14 protein-coding genes are annotated in these 16,417 nt (G+C 59.3%); all 14 read right to left on the reverse strand.

The window, feature by feature from the left end:
• Window positions 1–21 precede the first annotated feature (21 nt).
• The 14 genes from gspN to R3C98_RS08915 all read right to left on the reverse strand — a co-directional run bounded on the left by gspN (window position 22) and on the right by R3C98_RS08915 (window position 16,378).
• On the reverse strand, window positions 22–759 hold the full coding sequence (gspN, locus tag R3C98_RS08850) for a type II secretion system protein N (protein WP_371313747.1): 738 nt from the start codon (window positions 757–759) through the stop codon (window positions 22–24).
• On the reverse strand, window positions 759–1,232 hold the full coding sequence (gspM, locus tag R3C98_RS08855; RefSeq protein WP_371313748.1) for a type II secretion system protein GspM: 474 nt from the start codon (window positions 1,230–1,232) through the stop codon (window positions 759–761). The genes gspN and gspM overlap by 1 nt, the downstream gene beginning before the upstream one ends.
• Window positions 1,229–2,332: a type II secretion system protein GspL gene (gspL, locus tag R3C98_RS08860; RefSeq protein WP_371313749.1), complete on the reverse strand. Its 1,104-nt coding sequence runs from the start codon at window positions 2,330–2,332 to the stop codon at window positions 1,229–1,231. The genes gspM and gspL overlap by 4 nt, the downstream gene beginning before the upstream one ends.
• Window positions 2,332–3,309: a type II secretion system minor pseudopilin GspK gene (gene gspK / locus R3C98_RS08865; RefSeq protein ID WP_371313750.1), complete on the reverse strand. Its 978-nt coding sequence runs from the start codon at window positions 3,307–3,309 to the stop codon at window positions 2,332–2,334. Before gspK ends, gspL begins: the two co-directional genes overlap by 1 nt.
• A complete protein-coding gene (gspJ, locus tag R3C98_RS08870) occupies window positions 3,309–3,875 on the reverse strand; it encodes a type II secretion system minor pseudopilin GspJ (RefSeq protein ID WP_371313751.1) in 567 nt (188 codons plus the stop codon). The genes gspK and gspJ overlap by 1 nt, the downstream gene beginning before the upstream one ends.
• Window positions 3,872–4,234, reverse strand: a complete 363-nt coding sequence (gspI, locus tag R3C98_RS08875; RefSeq protein WP_371313752.1) for a type II secretion system minor pseudopilin GspI — start codon at window positions 4,232–4,234, stop codon at window positions 3,872–3,874. The genes gspJ and gspI overlap by 4 nt, the downstream gene beginning before the upstream one ends.
• Window positions 4,231–4,683 (reverse strand): type II secretion system protein J, encoded by a 453-nt coding sequence (locus R3C98_RS08880; RefSeq protein WP_371313753.1) that lies wholly within the window; start codon window positions 4,681–4,683, stop codon window positions 4,231–4,233. The genes gspI and R3C98_RS08880 overlap by 4 nt, the downstream gene beginning before the upstream one ends.
• A gap of 8 nt (window positions 4,684–4,691) precedes the next feature.
• Complete coding sequence (gene gspG / locus R3C98_RS08885) at window positions 4,692–5,138, reverse strand: type II secretion system major pseudopilin GspG (protein WP_371313754.1); 447 nt, start codon at window positions 5,136–5,138, stop codon at window positions 4,692–4,694.
• A gap of 11 nt (window positions 5,139–5,149) precedes the next feature.
• Complete coding sequence (gspF, locus tag R3C98_RS08890) at window positions 5,150–6,358, reverse strand: type II secretion system inner membrane protein GspF (RefSeq protein WP_371313755.1); 1,209 nt, start codon at window positions 6,356–6,358, stop codon at window positions 5,150–5,152.
• A complete protein-coding gene (locus R3C98_RS08895) occupies window positions 6,358–7,845 on the reverse strand; it encodes a GspE/PulE family protein (protein WP_371313756.1) in 1,488 nt (495 codons plus the stop codon). Before R3C98_RS08895 ends, gspF begins: the two co-directional genes overlap by 1 nt.
• Entirely contained in the window at window positions 7,842–9,794 is a 1,953-nt protein-coding gene (gene gspD / locus R3C98_RS08900; RefSeq protein ID WP_371313757.1) for a type II secretion system secretin GspD, read from the reverse strand. Before gspD ends, R3C98_RS08895 begins: the two co-directional genes overlap by 4 nt.
• A 3-nt stretch (window positions 9,795–9,797) precedes the next feature.
• On the reverse strand, window positions 9,798–10,676 hold the full coding sequence (locus R3C98_RS08905; protein WP_371313758.1) for a type II secretion system protein N: 879 nt from the start codon (window positions 10,674–10,676) through the stop codon (window positions 9,798–9,800).
• Between the two features lie 25 nt (window positions 10,677–10,701).
• Window positions 10,702–13,374, reverse strand: coding sequence for a TonB-dependent receptor domain-containing protein (locus R3C98_RS08910; protein WP_371313759.1), 2,673 nt, complete (start codon window positions 13,372–13,374; stop codon window positions 10,702–10,704).
• A gap of 109 nt (window positions 13,375–13,483) precedes the next feature.
• Window positions 13,484–16,378 (reverse strand): hypothetical protein, encoded by a 2,895-nt coding sequence (locus R3C98_RS08915; protein WP_371313760.1) that lies wholly within the window; start codon window positions 16,376–16,378, stop codon window positions 13,484–13,486.
• Window positions 16,379–16,417: the final 39 nt, after the last annotated feature.

The raw sequence follows: 16,417 nt of genomic DNA on the forward strand, positions 1-16,417 counted from the left end.
CGGACAGAAGGATGTACCTACTCACTGAACGCTCTCCCCATTCGACAGGCGCTGCATGTAAACAAACCGGCCCGCCTCATTGGTAAAGCCAGCAAGCAACAGAGCATTCGTCTGATTCTCGGGTACATCCCAAAGCTCCAGCCGGCCATCGCCTTGCAGGGATGACTTCGCCGAAATACGTGTCCCATCCGCCGCCTGGCCCTCGACCGAAACGACAATCTCGCCATCGACACAGGAAAGAGACCCGTCGAGATCCGGCCAGTTCGCTCCATAAACAGCGGATATCCTGGACAGCGCATCTGTCGTCACATCCCCGCTGGCGGCCCGGCAGCCCGACGCATTGGCGTCAATCGAAACATTGGACAGACGCAGGGAAACATCCTGCGCCGGAAACAGGGTCGAGATACGTGTGGCATCGAACGTGACCGCAGCGCGCCCCTTGCGGATCTTGACGCTCGAACCAGACAGGGTCGCAAGAGCGGACCCCTGCCCCATCGGGCCACTCCAGCGGATGAGGTGACCGGGTTGGCCTTGCACCATGCGAAGCAGACTGAAGTCACCCTGAACCGCACCCACAGGATCCCCCCGCATCGCGAGACCTGTCACCTGTCCATGAAACGCTGTGCCGCGAGCTTGTTGCCAGGAAACGCCCTGCTGAACGATGCCCGATCGCTTCAGGATGAATGACAAGGGTGCATTTGCGGCAAGCGTGAAAACGAACACGGCAATGAAAACCATGAGAAGAAGCAATCTTCGCATTACTGCGCGCCTCCCCGGAACTCAAAGCTGGCACGGACCGTACCGCCCGCATCGGCAAAGACAGAGGCCTGGGCCGGCTCGGCACCCAGCTCGCGCTCGGCCGCTTCCAGCCAGGCAAACAAGGGCTGCACGGAAACCTGATCGAACTGGATTATGATCGCGCCGCGCTCATTCGATTGCAAACGTGATACAGAAATACCACGGCGCGCAGCCAACTCGACCAGTCTCGAGCGCAGGTCCTGCACCGCGAGGCTGGACGGGCCGGATGCCGTCCCGGCATTCGCCACCGACCGCGACCCAGAAACCGCATCCAGCGTTCTCGACGCGACCTCCAACGAAGCGGACGCGCTTTCTTTGGCAGCCAGCAGTGGGCGAACAATCAGCAGATTGGAGAGCAAGACGGCGATGAGCAGGCCGGCAACCAGGATCAACAGGCGCTCGCGAGCGGAACGGGTGGACCAGTATTCGGTCATGATGCCACCTCAAGTATCATGTCGCCAACAACACGTCCGTCTTCAACCCGCGCATCTCCAAGACGGACAGACAATCCGCCAGCCTCAATCGCATTCTTGAGTGTCTCGTCATCGCCAAAGGCGCCATAGACGAGTTTCGCCTGCAATTGACCTGCATCGGCGTCATAGCGAAGGCTGGACAGGCGAACGCCTTCTCCATTTTCCAGCGCGGCATAGAGAACTCCGGCCATTTCCCGGAACCCGGCGGCGGGCCTCTGCATCTCGCCTGAGCGACCGCGTACCGCAGCAAGGATGTTCGAAGGCACAGGCTCGCCGGGGTACAAGGCCGCAAAGCTTGCACGGGTCTGGCGGTCCAGCACGGTTTCCAACTGGTTCATCGCGCGGATGCTGGCAAACGTGTAGATGCCCCAGGCCAGCGCACATGCGGCGGCAAGGCCGGCCAGAAGTCGGAATCGTTTCAGGTCGATTGGCAATTCTGCTTTGCGGGCAAAATTCGCCTGGCGCAGGTCGATTCCCAACTGGCCGGATGCAGAGCAACGGGCGAGCGCCAGCAAAGGATCGTCGGCCCGCTCGGCCTCCTTGCCCGCGCGTTGCATCAGTGCAGAGACGAGTTCTGCCGGCAGCGTCTTGTCGATTGCGAATTGGTGTTCTTCGCTTGCAACCAGTATGCGCTCACCGAGGTCCAGCGGCGCGGAACCCGCTTCGAGGAGTGTAACGTCGGGAACCAGACGGGCATCTTCCAGACCCGCTTCCTTGAGGCGTTGCATCCAGTTTTCCATCACCTGACGAGACACCATGCAAACGGTGCCCTGCCCCCCGGCATGGCCGCGCGGATCAATCGCGACATGAAGATTTTCGACAGGCACAGCGATGTCGTCTTCAACGGCAAAGCGCGCGGTGCGAAGCCAGTCCGACCGGCGCGCGCCGACAAGCCGCACAGCCGCAAGTGTCACTTCCGTCGACGGCACGACAACTGTCACTTCGTCAGACGATGCCGGCTTTTCATTTGGCGTCAGCAGAGTGATGTCGCCAGAACTGATGACCGCGAAACGCCACGGTTCGCCGTCTGCTGGCAGAAGCGCGATGAGATGGCGCGCCATTAGAGTTCCCTCCGTACCAAGGAGACCAGGGATACGTTCCCCGCTTCGGAGCGCCGGTAAAGCGCGTCAAATTTCGAAATCATGCCGCCCGTTCCGACGCTGATATCCGCCGACAGGTAGTTGGACGCCAGCGAAATCGCCATTTCATTGCGTGCGTCCGGCGCGATCTTCATGATCGCGTCCTGCTGCCCGAAGCCCTCTTCATTCAGCCAACCGCCTGCCGGGCGGGTGTCGATCACCCCCCTCGCATCGGCGAGTGACAACTCATTGGAGTACAACGCAACCAGCAACGGGGCCTGATCAATGGTCAGCGTGTTTATATTGAGCACGGACTGTTCAGTTCCCGGACGCAAGCAGACCAGCCCCGCGATCCGCGCAACGACTTCGGCATCATAGCCGGCAATTGCCTTCAATTCGCTGATACTGCGCATCTTCATATTGGCCGTGCGATAAGGCTCGGCTTGTGAAGCGTAGTATCCGTCTTCTGCTCCATAGGTGCGCGTCGAATAGTCGGCGTCCACCCAGTCTGCCAGCTTTTGAGCGAGAGATTCTGCCTCCGCATCGTCAAACTCAGCCGCGACCAGAAGATCGTCATATGCCTGGAGCGCCTCGTCGCTGACCTCACCATCACCTGCTCTGTTGAACAGAGCATTCAGATTGAAGCAGTTCGATGCTTCGGCGGCCTGCACGACGATGACACCATTGCCCGCCGGCAGGGTTGTGGGCTCAGCGAACAAGTCGGACTCACTGTTCAGCGCGCCCTGGTTTACTGACAGCGCCTTGGTGAGATAGGTGGCAGCCGCTTGCGCTGCCCCTCTTGCAGTCCAGAAGGTTTCGGCACGTCCGGAAGAAGACTTGATGATAAGCACGGACCGCGCAAGCGCGTCGGTTGCGGTGATTGCCGCGACCGACATCAGCATGACAATGACAAGGACGGACAGCAGGCTTGCGCCGCGGTCCTTTTCGACCCCACGCATCAGCCGCCCCCTCCCACGAGAAAGAGTTCTGTGAGTGCGTCCTTGTCGGTGTATTCCAAGGTCAGCTCGATTGCGGCTGGCAGCTCCGTCCGCCCAGCTCGCCATTCCGGCAACCATTCCCTGCCATTGAAATAGCGTGCCGTCATGCGCGACAATCCCGTGGCGAGCACCCGGTCGACATGGGGCGTATCCGCAGCCGGATCCGGACGGAGCCAGGCCCGGCGGGTCAACGCACCGTCCCGGAACTGATATTCCACTGCGAGAAGCGAGGCCCGGTTATCGTCCGGAACCGGATGGCTCCAGCCATCACGCACGAAAGCCACGAACGGCGCGGAAGTGTATTCCGGCCGCCCGGCATCACCAGCCAGCGTCTGGATATTCGCGAAATCGTCGCGCATGAGTGTATGAGCCAGTTCGATTTCACTGACACTCTCAGTCGTCTTGCCAAGACGATCAGACGCCCTGACCGTGCCGATGAGCAGCGTAGAGCCCGCGACGGCAATCATTGAAGTCAGTGCCAGTGCGACCAGCATTTCGATCAGTGTGAAGCCGGCATCCCGTGTCATGGCATCACCTGAACCAGCGTCTCACGCATGGCGAGCTGCTGTCCGGTTGTCGCGTCCGAAACCGTCACGCGGATTCCTGCGAGGCCACTCTCGTCACGGATTTCAATGTCCCGGACCCAATCGAATGATTGGCCGCGCTGGACACCTTCGCCTGATGCAGACCCCGCCCTGAGCGTCGCCGGGTCGGCAATAGCTTCGACAAGCCTGTTGTCCGCCTCGATCCGTGCGAGCGACAAGCTGCGTGTATGCCTCGCATTCGCCGTCGTCTCAGTGACCAGATGCGCGAGCCCGATCGCAGCGATGGAAAACACCAACAGCGCCACGAGCACTTCTGCGAGAGTGAAGCCGCGATCCATCATCGTGCCGCCTGTCCGGGCAGGTCGAAGTCATGCGTCCGGACACCTTTGGAAAGACGCACACCAGGTCCGGACACGATACCGGAAGCATCCATGACGATCTGAGGGAGCGCATCTTCCGACTTTACCTCAACGTTACCCAGCACACTGATGGTTACGCCACGAGACACTTTCTGGTTCGCCGACTCTACCGGCAACCAACGACCATTGACCCGGGCATAAACCGTATAGGTGTTCTTCTCGATGCGAATACCCTGAGCCTGCCCCCGGCTGATCGCCTGATCCAGGGTACGGGTCATAACCTGTTCGAACTGGTCCGCTTCAGATTCCAATGCATCAGGACGCGACGGCATAGCCATCACGACCATGGCGCTGGCGAGCGCCATGATGAACAGGGCGACCATGATCTCCACGAGAGAGAAGCCGCCATCCTGATGCATACGACTATACAACGACCTGCCTATTCCCAGTTGCCGATATCGTCAGCCGTCCCCGCCTTGCCATCAGGACCAGACGAGTAGAGGTCATATGCTCCGCCAGAGCGCTGGCCGGGCATGTCATAATTGTAGGGGTTTCCCCACGGATCATCGCGCAGGCGCTTGACGTACCCGCCCGGCCGGTAGGTCGCGATGTCCGCACCTGCGGGAGGGGTCTTCAAGGCGGCGAGCCCGACTTCCGCGTTCGGATAGGAGTACATGTCGAGGCTGTACATTTCGAGCGCACTTTCGAACGCCGCGATATCCGCGCGGACTTTGCCGACGCGGGACTGTTCGCCGACGGGTGCAACGTTGATGATCACCAGGGTCGCAAGCAGGCCCATGATGAAGATCACCACCATCAGCTCCACAAGGGAAAAACCGGCATCTTTCCGGCGGCGGGCTTTGTCATTCTTCCTGACTGGCATCATGACTTTGTCTCCTATGACATGGCGAGCGTGTTGAGTTGCAGGATCGGTAGCATGATCGACATTACGATCAGCCCGACAATCCCGCCCATCAACACGATGATAAGCGGCTCGGCCAGCGCCAGCAGCGCAGCAGAGCCCGTTTCGAATTCCGTATCCAGAAAGTCCGCAGCCCGGTTCATCATGCCGGACACATCACGGCCAGCCTCACCGCTGGTGACCATGTGGACCATCATTGGCGGGAAAACTCCCGTGGCAGACAGGGCACTGGACAAGGAGCCACCTTCGCGAACCCGTTCAGCAATAAAATCCGTCGCATCCGAAATCACCGTATTGTTGGCCGCTCCTTTTGCGCCTTCCAGTGACTCCAGGACCGTCGCGCCGGACGCTGAAAGCGTTGCGAAAACCCTGGCGAAACGTGCTGCGGCGACCGTGCGGGTCTGAGGGCCGATCAGCGGCAAGCGCAAGACAAACTGGTCAAGGCTTCGCCGCATGGCTGGCTGGCGCAGGAGCCGCGCCCCGATGAAGGCCGCTGCGGCAATGGCCAGCAGGATCAGAAGGCCATACTCGCGAACGCCGTTGGACAAAGCGATCACGATGCGTGTCAGCATCGGCAGCTGCGCATCGAACAGGTCAAACTGCTCCACCAACCGAGGCACGACGACCACCATGAGCGCAATCACCATCCCCATTGCCATGACAGTAAGCAACGCCGGATAGATCAGCGCAGCACGCACTTTCTGACGGAGTTGATAGCTGCGCTCCAGATAGGTCGCGAGGCGTTCCATGATGTCACCCAGCTTGCCGGACATCTCCCCTGCAGCCGTCACGGCCCTGACAAGCGGTGGAAATGCATCTGGCGCAAGCGCCATGGCTTCGGACAGACGCGCACCTTCAACAACATCTGCGCGGACCGTATGCACCGCTTTCTGAACGCTCACCGGGTTCTCGCTGCCCGCGCACGCACCCAAGGCCTGCTCGACGGCCAGGCCAGACTTGAGCAGCACGGACAATTGTCGGACGAGGAGCACACGTTGCTTGTCACTGAGACGGCCACGGCGAACGGTGACCTTCGACGGCTTCTCTGCGACTGGATCGACGTTGAGAACGCTCAGGTCTCGCAGGCGCAGTTCTTTGCGTGCCGAACGCGCACTGTCGGCAGAGATGATGCCCGAACGGCGCTTGCCGTCAGCATCAAGCGCGACGTATTCGAAGGCGGCCATTACTGGCCTCCCTTGCGGCAGGCGCGCAGGACTTCTGCGACGCTGGTCTCCCCCGAGAGCACATAGCGGCGCGCATTGTCGAGCAGACGGTCGTGGTGCGCGAACGCCGCCTGATCGATTGCGTCTTCCGATGCCCCATCGCCCAGCATGTTGCGGATGTTCCGATCCGCAACCAACAGTTCATAAACCCCGAGACGACCGGTGAAGCCGGTTTGGCCGCAGGAGATGCAGCCCTGCGGGTCATAAACCGTCAGGTCAGTCTCTTCCGGCAAGGCGAGCGCTTCGCACTCTGCGTGCGTTGCCTCGCGTGCTGTCTTGCACATGGGACAAAGCTTGCGCACCAGACGTTGAGCCATGATGGCGCGGAGTGTCGAAGACAGTAGGTAATCTTCTACACCCATGTCGCGAAGGCGCGTGATCGCGCCGGATGCAGAATTCGTGTGCAGGGTCGAAAGCGCAAGCCGCCCGGTCGAGGCAAACTCGAATGCCACTTCTGCTGTTTCGGAATCCCTGATCTCGCCAACCATCACAACGTTTGGGTCTTGCCGCAGGATGGAGCGGAGCGTCGCCGCAAAATTCAAGCCCACCTTGTGGTCCATCTGCGTCTGGCTGATGCCCGGCAAACCATATTCGACCGGATCTTCCAGCGTCATGATGTTGTCCCGGCCAGTGTTCAGGCGCGACAAAGCGGAATAGAGCGTAGTGGTCTTTCCCGATCCGACCGGCCCCGTAACCAGGATCACGCCGTTTGGTTGGCTGAGCGCTTCGGCGAAGCGCTTATATGTGTCTTGATCCATTCCGAGGTCGGTCAGATCCAGCAATGCGTTCTTCGTATCAAGAAGTCGCAACACAACACGCTCGCCGTACCGGGTCGGAAGCGTGGCAACCCGCACATCGATAGATTTTCCGCCCGCCGACAAGGAGATCCGGCCATCCTGCGGGAGGCGCTTTTCCGCAATATCCAGACGCGACATGACCTTGATGCGGGAGACAATTGGCGCCGCCAGTTTCCGCGGCGGGGTGAGCACCTCCACGAGGTCTCCATCGATACGGTAGCGGATGGAAAGTGTATCTTCGAACGGATCAATATGAATGTCGGACGCCCGCTGCTTCATCGCCTCATGAATAAGACCGTTGATCAGACGAATAACCGGGGCATCATCCTGACCTTCGAGCAGGTCTGCCGCCTTGGGCAGATCGTCGATCAGGCTTTCCAGTCCGCCACGTGCATCAACGGCAGCGTTGACGCTTTCCCCGGACATGGCGTCGGCTGCGAACACGTCCGCCAGCGTCCGCTCATACGCATCACGGTCAAGCGACTCCAGTTCGAAACTGGACCCGAGCGCACGCCGCGCCTCCAGCAAAACAAGTGGATCTGCGCCTGCTCGCACACCAAGCGTCAGACTCTCCCGTCCGGGCAACACAACAACACCTTTGTCCTTCGCAAAGGCATAGGTGAATTGCTGGATGGCGGGTGCGGTTGTCATTGTGGCGGCGGGCTCCCGAGCACCTGAGTGACGAAGCGGTCGAGAGATTCACCGCTGTCGCCATCACCGCTCCACAATTCCTGAGCGCGGAGATAACGATAGGACCGGGATGTCGCTGCGCGCGCGTCGTCACGACTGCGCACAATTGTGGGGCGGATGAACACCATCAGGTTTGTGCGGCCGAGCCCCTTGCCCTCTGACCGGAACAGGCGGCCCGCCACCGGGATATCGCCAAGCACCGGCACTTTCTCGTTGGTTATGCTTTCGGTCTGTTCCACGAGGCCACCCAGCACAATGATTTCGCCGTTGTCTGCGATGACGCTCGTGCTGATCTTCCGTGTATTGAAGATCAGATCCGTGCTGGAGCCCGTCGTGATCGCCTGAGCGATATTGGACACTTCCTGCGTGATATCGAGCCTGATCGTATCATCGTTCGAAATCCGTGGCGTGACATCCAGCCCGACACCGACATCCCGGCGTTCTACCGTGCGGAACGGATTGGAGTTGGAATCGCCCAGCACTTCGCCCGTTGCGACCGGCACTTCCTGGCCGACCAGCAGCGATGAGGTACCATTGTCCAGCGTCATGTTGAACGGCTTGGACAGGATGCGGGACTGAGTGTCGTTTTCGACTGCCGTCAGGATCGCGCCGAACAGCGTGTCTCCGTCCTGCCCGCCGACGCCGATGCTGAGACCTGACAGGCCCAGAAGCGAGTTGATGGCCGCTTCCGAAAATGGATTGGTCTCTGACGTTCCCGTGCCGAAAGGCGTGCTGGAGCTGAGAGCCCCTGCGAGGGCCAGCATGCTGGGGGCAGAGCGGGAATAGTTTGTCGAAACAAATGGTACGGTGGAGTCATTCGTTCCGGACACAAGGAACTGCAAGCCAAGTTCCCGTGCGGTATCGTCAGACATTTCAACGATGATCGCCTCGACCAGCACCTGAGCCCGCCGCCGGTCCAGATCGGTGACGATCCGCTCGAGCGCGCTCAGAGTTTCCGGCGGTGCGCTGATGACCAGGGAGTTGGTTGGTTCGTGATGCGCGATTGTCGTCGTGGCATCCGGCTCTCCACCAGCTGCGCGGCGCGCATCCATCGCTGTCGCCATTTGCTGAAGCACGGGGACGAGATCTACTGCGTTCGCATTGTTCAGCGGAATGACACGCAAAGTGTCTTGCGTGCGATCATGCGAGTCCAGTTCACGGCTGACTTCCACAGCCCGGCGCACGAGCGCATCATCTCCCCTCAGAACGATGGCATTACCGGTATCGGAGGCCACAGCCTGAAAATTCACACCATAGGAGTTCTCTCCCGGTGGTATCGAAAGGCTCGTCAGAATGGTCGCCATCTCACGCGCCGGAATATTCTTCAGGCTGATCGTCTGCGTAATGGATGGGTCGGAGTCGATTTGCTTCAGCATCGCGCGCAGGCGCGGCAGGTTCGACGCATAGTCAACGACCACCAGCGTATTCGACGCATTATTGGCGACAACCTGCCCCTGCTCCGCGATCAATGGCTTGATAACCGCAGCAACGTCACGTGCCGAAGAATGCTTGAGAGCGAAAATCTCGGTCGTGAAGGTGTTGGACCCGCTCACCGATGTGCTGGCATCCGACACAGCCTGGCGTTCCGGCACGATGCGGTAAGTGGACCGGCCTGCCGGTACGGCGGTGAACCCGTGGACCCGCAGCGCAGAAAGGAACACGTCAAACACCTGGTCACGCGTCAAAGGCGTGGACGAGGATACCGTGACGCGCTTCGTACGGGCATCGGGATGAACAATGAAGGTGTATCCGGTGACGGTCGACACATCGGCAATCAGGGCTGAAAGCTCCACATCATCAAAGTTCATGATGTGGCGCGACGGCTCCGGACTACTTTCACCAGCCAGGGCAAATGCACTCGGCGCAGCCGCAGCGAAGAGCGCAGCAGAGAGGACGGATTTGAGTTTCATGAGCTACGGGTTCTCCGGCAGCGTGAATATCTGATCGATCTGACGACCATTACGGTCAATTCTGAGGCGGACTTTCCTGGATGACGAAAGCTTCATGGCGAGCTCTCCCGGGCCGGTCGCGCCGATCGAGACACCATCGACAGAGAGGATGATGTCTCCGGACTTCAGGCCGGACAGCTCCAGCAATGCCGCATCACCCCGGCTGCTGATTTCGTATCCAACAAAATCCTGTCCGCGATGAACGGGATTGATCGCAAGATTGGCGAGGAAATCGCTTGCCGTTGTGCTGATCAGGCCATCATCACCGGCCGCATTGCTGCCGGAAGTTCTGGGCTCTGGATCGCCGGGCGAAGACAAGACCGACAGCCGGTCCGCGCCGCTCGACATCAGCAAGGCTTCAATCTGGCCGTCCTTGCGCAAGGTCACGCGATCTCCATACACCCGGTCGAGCACCACTCCGTCGAGAATGGTCTCACCTGGCGCAAAAATGCTCAGCCGGTTGTTCGGCATCACAATCATCGCAACACCCGTGCCATCTGCGGAGGCGCGGACACCTTTAAGCACCAGATTGAGATTGGTTTCGGGCGCTTCCTGCACATCTTCGACAGGTTCCGCCATAAGAGAAAAGGGATTGGACGTTACCAGCAAGGTCATGTCACCGACGAGGGTTTTCCCCGCTGGTTCACCGTCAACATTCGACCGCAGGACCATTGGCTGCTGTCCCAACACAGCCCCGCCTGGCTCCACAATCAACCAGCCGATTTTTGCAAGGATAACGGCCAGTCCCGCAATCAACAGCACCTCGGTAACCATAATCGAGGGCCCGGCAAAACGGAGGAGCCCGCGGCGGATATTCTCCACCGCGGACCCCCCAGTCAGCATTCTGGATCTCGATCCAGTCAAACGATCAGAACCTCCGTTTGAGGCCGACGCTGAACACCGTGTCCTGCTTGTAGGTGTCTACGTAGACCCGGTCAGAACCGTATTCCTGGTAAGCCTCATAGCTTTCACCAAACAAGTTCTGGATATTCAGCGAGAACTCATAGTCTCCACTGCCCATATTGAAGCTCTTGTTCCAGACAAAGTCCACTGTCATTGGCGGCTGCTCGAGGAAAGCCGGGACGTTGCGAGCCAGGATTTCGCCTGAACGGATTCTTTCCGAGACATAGTTCAAGAGCAGGTTGTATTCGGACTGCGCACTCTCGTTAAGCAGACCGATCTGAAGATTGAACAAGTGCTCCGATTGTCCCTGCATCCGGCGGCCATCCTGAATTCGCCCAGCAGCCGAGGCCGTGCCGCGAACCGGATTGAGATTGGTGCCGATATTAATTGCGACATCGCCGTCAGCGCTGACGGAAGAATCTGACCAGGTGTAGTTCGCCTTCACCTGAAGCTCCCGCTCGTCGAAGAACGACATGTTGGTCCATTGATCCATCGGCAGGATCTGTTCGTATTCAACTTCGAAGCCGTAAAGCTCCGCCGACGGGGCATTGATGAAGCTGGTCTGCAGGGTCTCAGCCGGAACCAGGATCTCTTCAATCGGGTTCGTGATGTCCTTGTAGAACAATCCGAACGTCGCAAACTGATCACGTGCAAAATAGTATTCCGCCCGCAAGTCATAGTTCTTGATCGAAGCGTTCTGCAAATAGGGGTTACCGAAGAACGTCACATCGGTTTCCGAGTTGTTGAACACAGCCGGCGCAAGTTCGCGGAACTGCGGGCGTGTCAGCGTCTCGGAGTAGCCGCCACGCACCTGGATTTCATCAAGCGGGTTCCAGGTGATGGTCACGGCCGGGAACCAGTCCTGCTCGTCAATCCATGCTTCGGTATAGTTGTTCGCGAGATCCATACCGATCGTACGGGTATCGATCGCCTCGATGGCATCTTCGAAGCGGGCACCAATGGCAGCACGAATGTACGGTGTGACCTGCGTATCGATACCAACATATCCGGCGTCGATTTCCAGCGTCGCGACGTAGAGCTGCGGGAAGCCGTCGCTTTTGATCTCCGACACTGAGCCGGCACCGCCTGTCTGGAAGAGATAGGCATAGATATAGTCGAGCCGGTTTGTACCGATGCCGTCAGGCCCATCCACACCACCAACACCGTTGATGTCGTAAATGATCGACGTCGCTTTACGGTCATTCTCGGTATATCCGTAACCGAACTTCAGTTCCGTTTCGCAGAACAGGAAACAGTCGCCAAGGCGGTCAAGAGGAAGGGTGAAGTCGATACCGAAGTCGGTCGTGTCGTCATAAATTGTGCTGAACTGTACGCGGTTCGCACTTGGGCTGCTCGAGAGCGCCAGGCCACCATCGCTACCAATGCGGTAGATATTGCTGAGTTGGTATGGCGCGTCGCGAAGGGCTTCGGAATAAGAACCGCGCCATTCAACTTTCAGGTCGTGCAGGCCCGGGAAGAAGTGCTCGCCTTGCACCTGTGTCGACCACAATTGCCGCTCGATCCAGTCCAGGTAATCGGTGCGAAGACGCGAGCCTTCCTGGTTGAACCCGTCGAGCCCCGTGCTGATAATACGCGCTTCCTTTTCAGAGGAACGGGTAATCAGGCCAGTGAATTTGATTTCGTGATTATCGAACAGGTCGAAGCCCAGGGTCGCAAGCCCGTTCAAACCAACCGTATTCTGAGTCGAATCCCGGGTGAATTTCTGGTTGGGCACCAGCGTGTCCGTCCCTGCATCGACCGAGGCAAAGCTGCGCTGGCCCTGCTTCGTCTGCCAGTTGTTGGAATAACCGGCGGAAGCCGTGAATCCGATGGACAGGTTTTCATTTACATCGAACCGTGTACCGCCTGAAATGTCGGCGCCACCATTCGGAGGAACCTCACCGCTCTGCATGACGAGAAGCGAGGAATTACCGGTCAACTCCTGGCCAAACTCGCGCGTAAGTCCGTTCGCGATCGACGGACGATCACGTGAACCATCATCAAAGCCGAGCCAATCGGTATCGCTACCATCATACTGCAGCCCGTCCTTGAGAGTGGTCTGCATATCGACGGATGCCTTGACGCCGACCGTCAGGAACGGCTCATCAGGGATCGCCTTGGTGCGCAGATCTACCGTACCGCCGCCGAATTCACCGGGAAGGTTCGGGGAATATGTCTTCTGGACGAGAACGCTTTTCAGCGTTGAAGTCGGGAACAGGTCCAGCGGAACAACCCGGCGGAGCGGCGCAGGGCTTGGCAATGGCGAGCCGTTGAGAAGTGCCGTGGAATAACGTTCGTTCAGACCCCGCACATAGATGAATTCATCTTCAGCGGTCGCAATACCGGCCACACGGGCAAGCGCCGCCGCCGCGTCTCCGTCACCCTGCAGGTCGAAATCCCCCGCATCGATGAGGGCGGAAACTTCTGACGTGCTGCGCTTTTCATCCGGAATGAACTGGCCGCGGACAACAACGGTTTGTTGGCGGGATTCAGCATCGTCAGTGGCGGCAGGAGCGGGCTGCTCTTCCACTGTGGCTGCGGGATCTGCGGGGGTCGCGTCCTGGGCCAGTGCGGGAGAGATCCACGCCAGACAGGCACTCGTCAGAAGGACTGAGCGGGCAGACATGAAACGTTTCATCTTGGTTTTCCTGAATGCGAAGCCGGAGCAGTCGCATAAAAAGTGGCTGTGAATGCAATTAAGGTGGAGCAGCAGGAATGCGCTGCTCCACCCAATTGCCGCCCAACAATTAGTTGGCGCTGGTCAGGTTTCCGGCCTGGTCGATCGACCAGCCGAGGTACCATTTGTCGTTGGCATCCTTGACGGCGCCAATGTAGTCAGTCGGTTCCAGGTTACCGATGCCAGTCACGTCGAACACTGTGACCGCATTTTCATTGGCACCCGGAACAACACCCGGACGGCCCGAGCGGAAGGTGAAACCGCTCATTGTGTTCGCTGCAGAGTCCACAATGTTTTGCGCGGCTTGCTCAGTCGTGCTGGTGAACATCGTCGGTTCCGTACCGTCGGCTGCGAAGGTTGCAGCATTTCCGGAGAGGAAGATCGACTGCAGGTTCAGCGTACCGCTGTCGGCGTTGGCGATGGTGATGGAGTCATCAACATCGAGGCCGAACTCGTGCCATCCGAGGACGATCATGTTCGCAACCGTACCGGCCATACCGCGGCGCAGCTTCACGCCGATCTGATCGGTCGGTTCACCACCGGAAATAACCGTCAGGTTCGAAATCCGCGGCGTGGACACCGGGGTCGAGGCGTTGGCTTTGTCGAGGTTGTCACCTTCAAGACCGTTCGGGTCATTGGACACACCACCGGTCGCCGACGCGACGCCACCATAGGCGATGCCGTACTGCAGCGAACCCTGCCAACCATCGGTCCAGTCGAACTGGTCGTCACCACAGCCGGTTGCCAGCAGGTGCTTCGCGCTGACTGTGCCGCCGAACCACTCATAGCAGTCGTCGAGGTTGTTGTAGACCTGCACGTATTCGACTTCCGTGCCCGAACCGACACCCTGGAATGCAATGCCGTTCAGTTCGTCGTCGTTCGTGAGGCGGACACCGGCGTACTCGACACGCGTGTAGAAGAGCTGACCGGAGTCATCGTCGGAAGTTGCGCCGCCGAAGAAGCCGGACGAACCTTCACCAGATTTTTCGCAGCCAACCGTACCACCGGTCGCAGCAGCATCTGCACAAGCGTTGATCGGAGCGCGGCCGTTCAGGATAACGCCGCCCCAGATGCCTTTGGTGTCCTGATCGAACGTACCAGTGCCGTCGACCTTGCTTTTCGCCGTGAAGACAACCGGACGGGAAGCCGTACCGTTCGACAGGATTTTCGAACCGCGCGTAATGACCAGGTAGTCGTCATTGTTGGCGCCGAGCACGGTGACGCCTGCGTCGATCGTCAGCGTGGCGCTTGCCGAACCAGCGGCCGGAGCGGCCGGGTCTGCACCCTGGTCCACACCGATGAAGACCGCGCCGTTCAATTCGTAGACAAGCTGGTCGCCATTGGTCAGGTGGATATCGCTGGTGATGGCGCTCGCACCGCTGATTACGCAGAGCTTCTTGCCGTCCAGCGTACCGTTCTGGGTCGTGTTGGTCGGGCAGTTAGCTTCGGTTACCGGGAACAGCGTACCCGGCTGAGCGAAGGACGCCCAGTTGTTGGAGACGGTTTCTGTCGGCGCGAAAGCACCAATGTAATCCGTTTGGGTGAAGAAGGAGTCGCCCCACAGCAGCGAAGATACCGGAATGTTCAGTTCTTGCTGGCCCGGGAAGAAGCCGTCGGTCAGCGTGTTGTTGGCCGTCCGGATGTTGGCGGATGCCGGGAAGCTCGGCGGCGGATCCGTATCGGTGTCGAAGTTCGCCGTATTGTCGAGCAACCAGCTTTGCAGAACCAGATCGCCTGCAGTGTAGTTGTCGAATGTTTGCGTATTGTCGATGTCGAGGCCCGTCGGGAAGTCCACGACGATCATGTTCACGAGGTTACCCATCGTGCCGCGACGCAGCAGGACGCCCTGATGGTTGCCGGACTGGCCAACCATCGTCACGTTCGAGATGCTCGGATCAGAGAACGGAGTGGCTGCGTTCGCGTTGTTCAGGTTGTCGGCTTCGATGCCGCGCGGGTCTTCCGAAGACGGGTTGGTCGAATTGACGACTGCGAACTGCAGCTTGCCGGTCCAGCCATCCGTCCAGTCGATATTGTCGTCGCCTGCGCCGGTCGAGATGAAGTACTTCACATTGACCGTGCCGCCGAACCACTCAACCGAGTCATCGAGGTTGTTGTGGACCTGGATGTGATCGACAGTCGTGCCGGAACCAACACCCTGGAAAGCGATACCGTTCAGCTCGTCATCCGTGGTGAGACGCGAACCTGCATACTCAACCGAAACGTAGCGCAGGGTACCGGAATTGTCGCCAGCCTGGTCGCCACCGAAGAGACCGGAAGAACCTTCGCCGGATTTCTCACAATCAGCCGAACCGCCCGTCGCGGTCGCATCAGCACAAGCGTTGATCGGCGCGAAGCCGTTCAGGACCAGACCGCCCCATTGTGCGGTCGTCGAATTGGTCGTGATGGAAGTGCCGGTTTCTTCGTCGTTGACCTTGGCGCGCGAAGTGAACCGGATCGGATTGCTCGCGGTGCCGACAGCCTCAATTCTCGAACCACGCGAGACAACCATGTAATCGTCGGTCGCAGTCGCCGTGCCACCTGCCGATGCGCCGAAGAAGCGGACACCTTCGCCAACCGTCAGCACGGCCGGGGTGCCAGCGTTATTCTTGTTGTCAGAACCGATGAATACCGGGCCGCGGATCGCAATCGTCGTATTGGCCGGGATGGTGATGTCGGTGGTGATGATCGTGGAGCCTGAATCACTGCCGATCGAGCAAACAAGCACATCGGAGAAACCGTCAGCGGCAACAGAAGCCAGCGAGGTTTCGGACGTGCCGGTCGGGCAGCCGGCGGTCGGAACAAGATCAATCGTCGCTGTCGCAGCCGGTGGCGGTGACGGCGGCGGAGGGCTGACTGGAGTCGAAGGTTCGCCGGGTGACGAAATCGTCGTGTCCGAGCAAGCTGCCAGCGTCAGGACGGCAAGGCTCGCCATCGTCGCCAGCTTCAGTGATTTGCGGATTTTCATGAAACTTCCCTCTAAGACCCCCAGGCGGAGCCGCTGTGT

Origin of the sequence: Hyphomonas sp. (assembly GCF_041398465.1) — a bacterium.
Classification (GTDB): domain Bacteria; phylum Pseudomonadota; class Alphaproteobacteria; order Caulobacterales; family Hyphomonadaceae; genus Hyphomonas.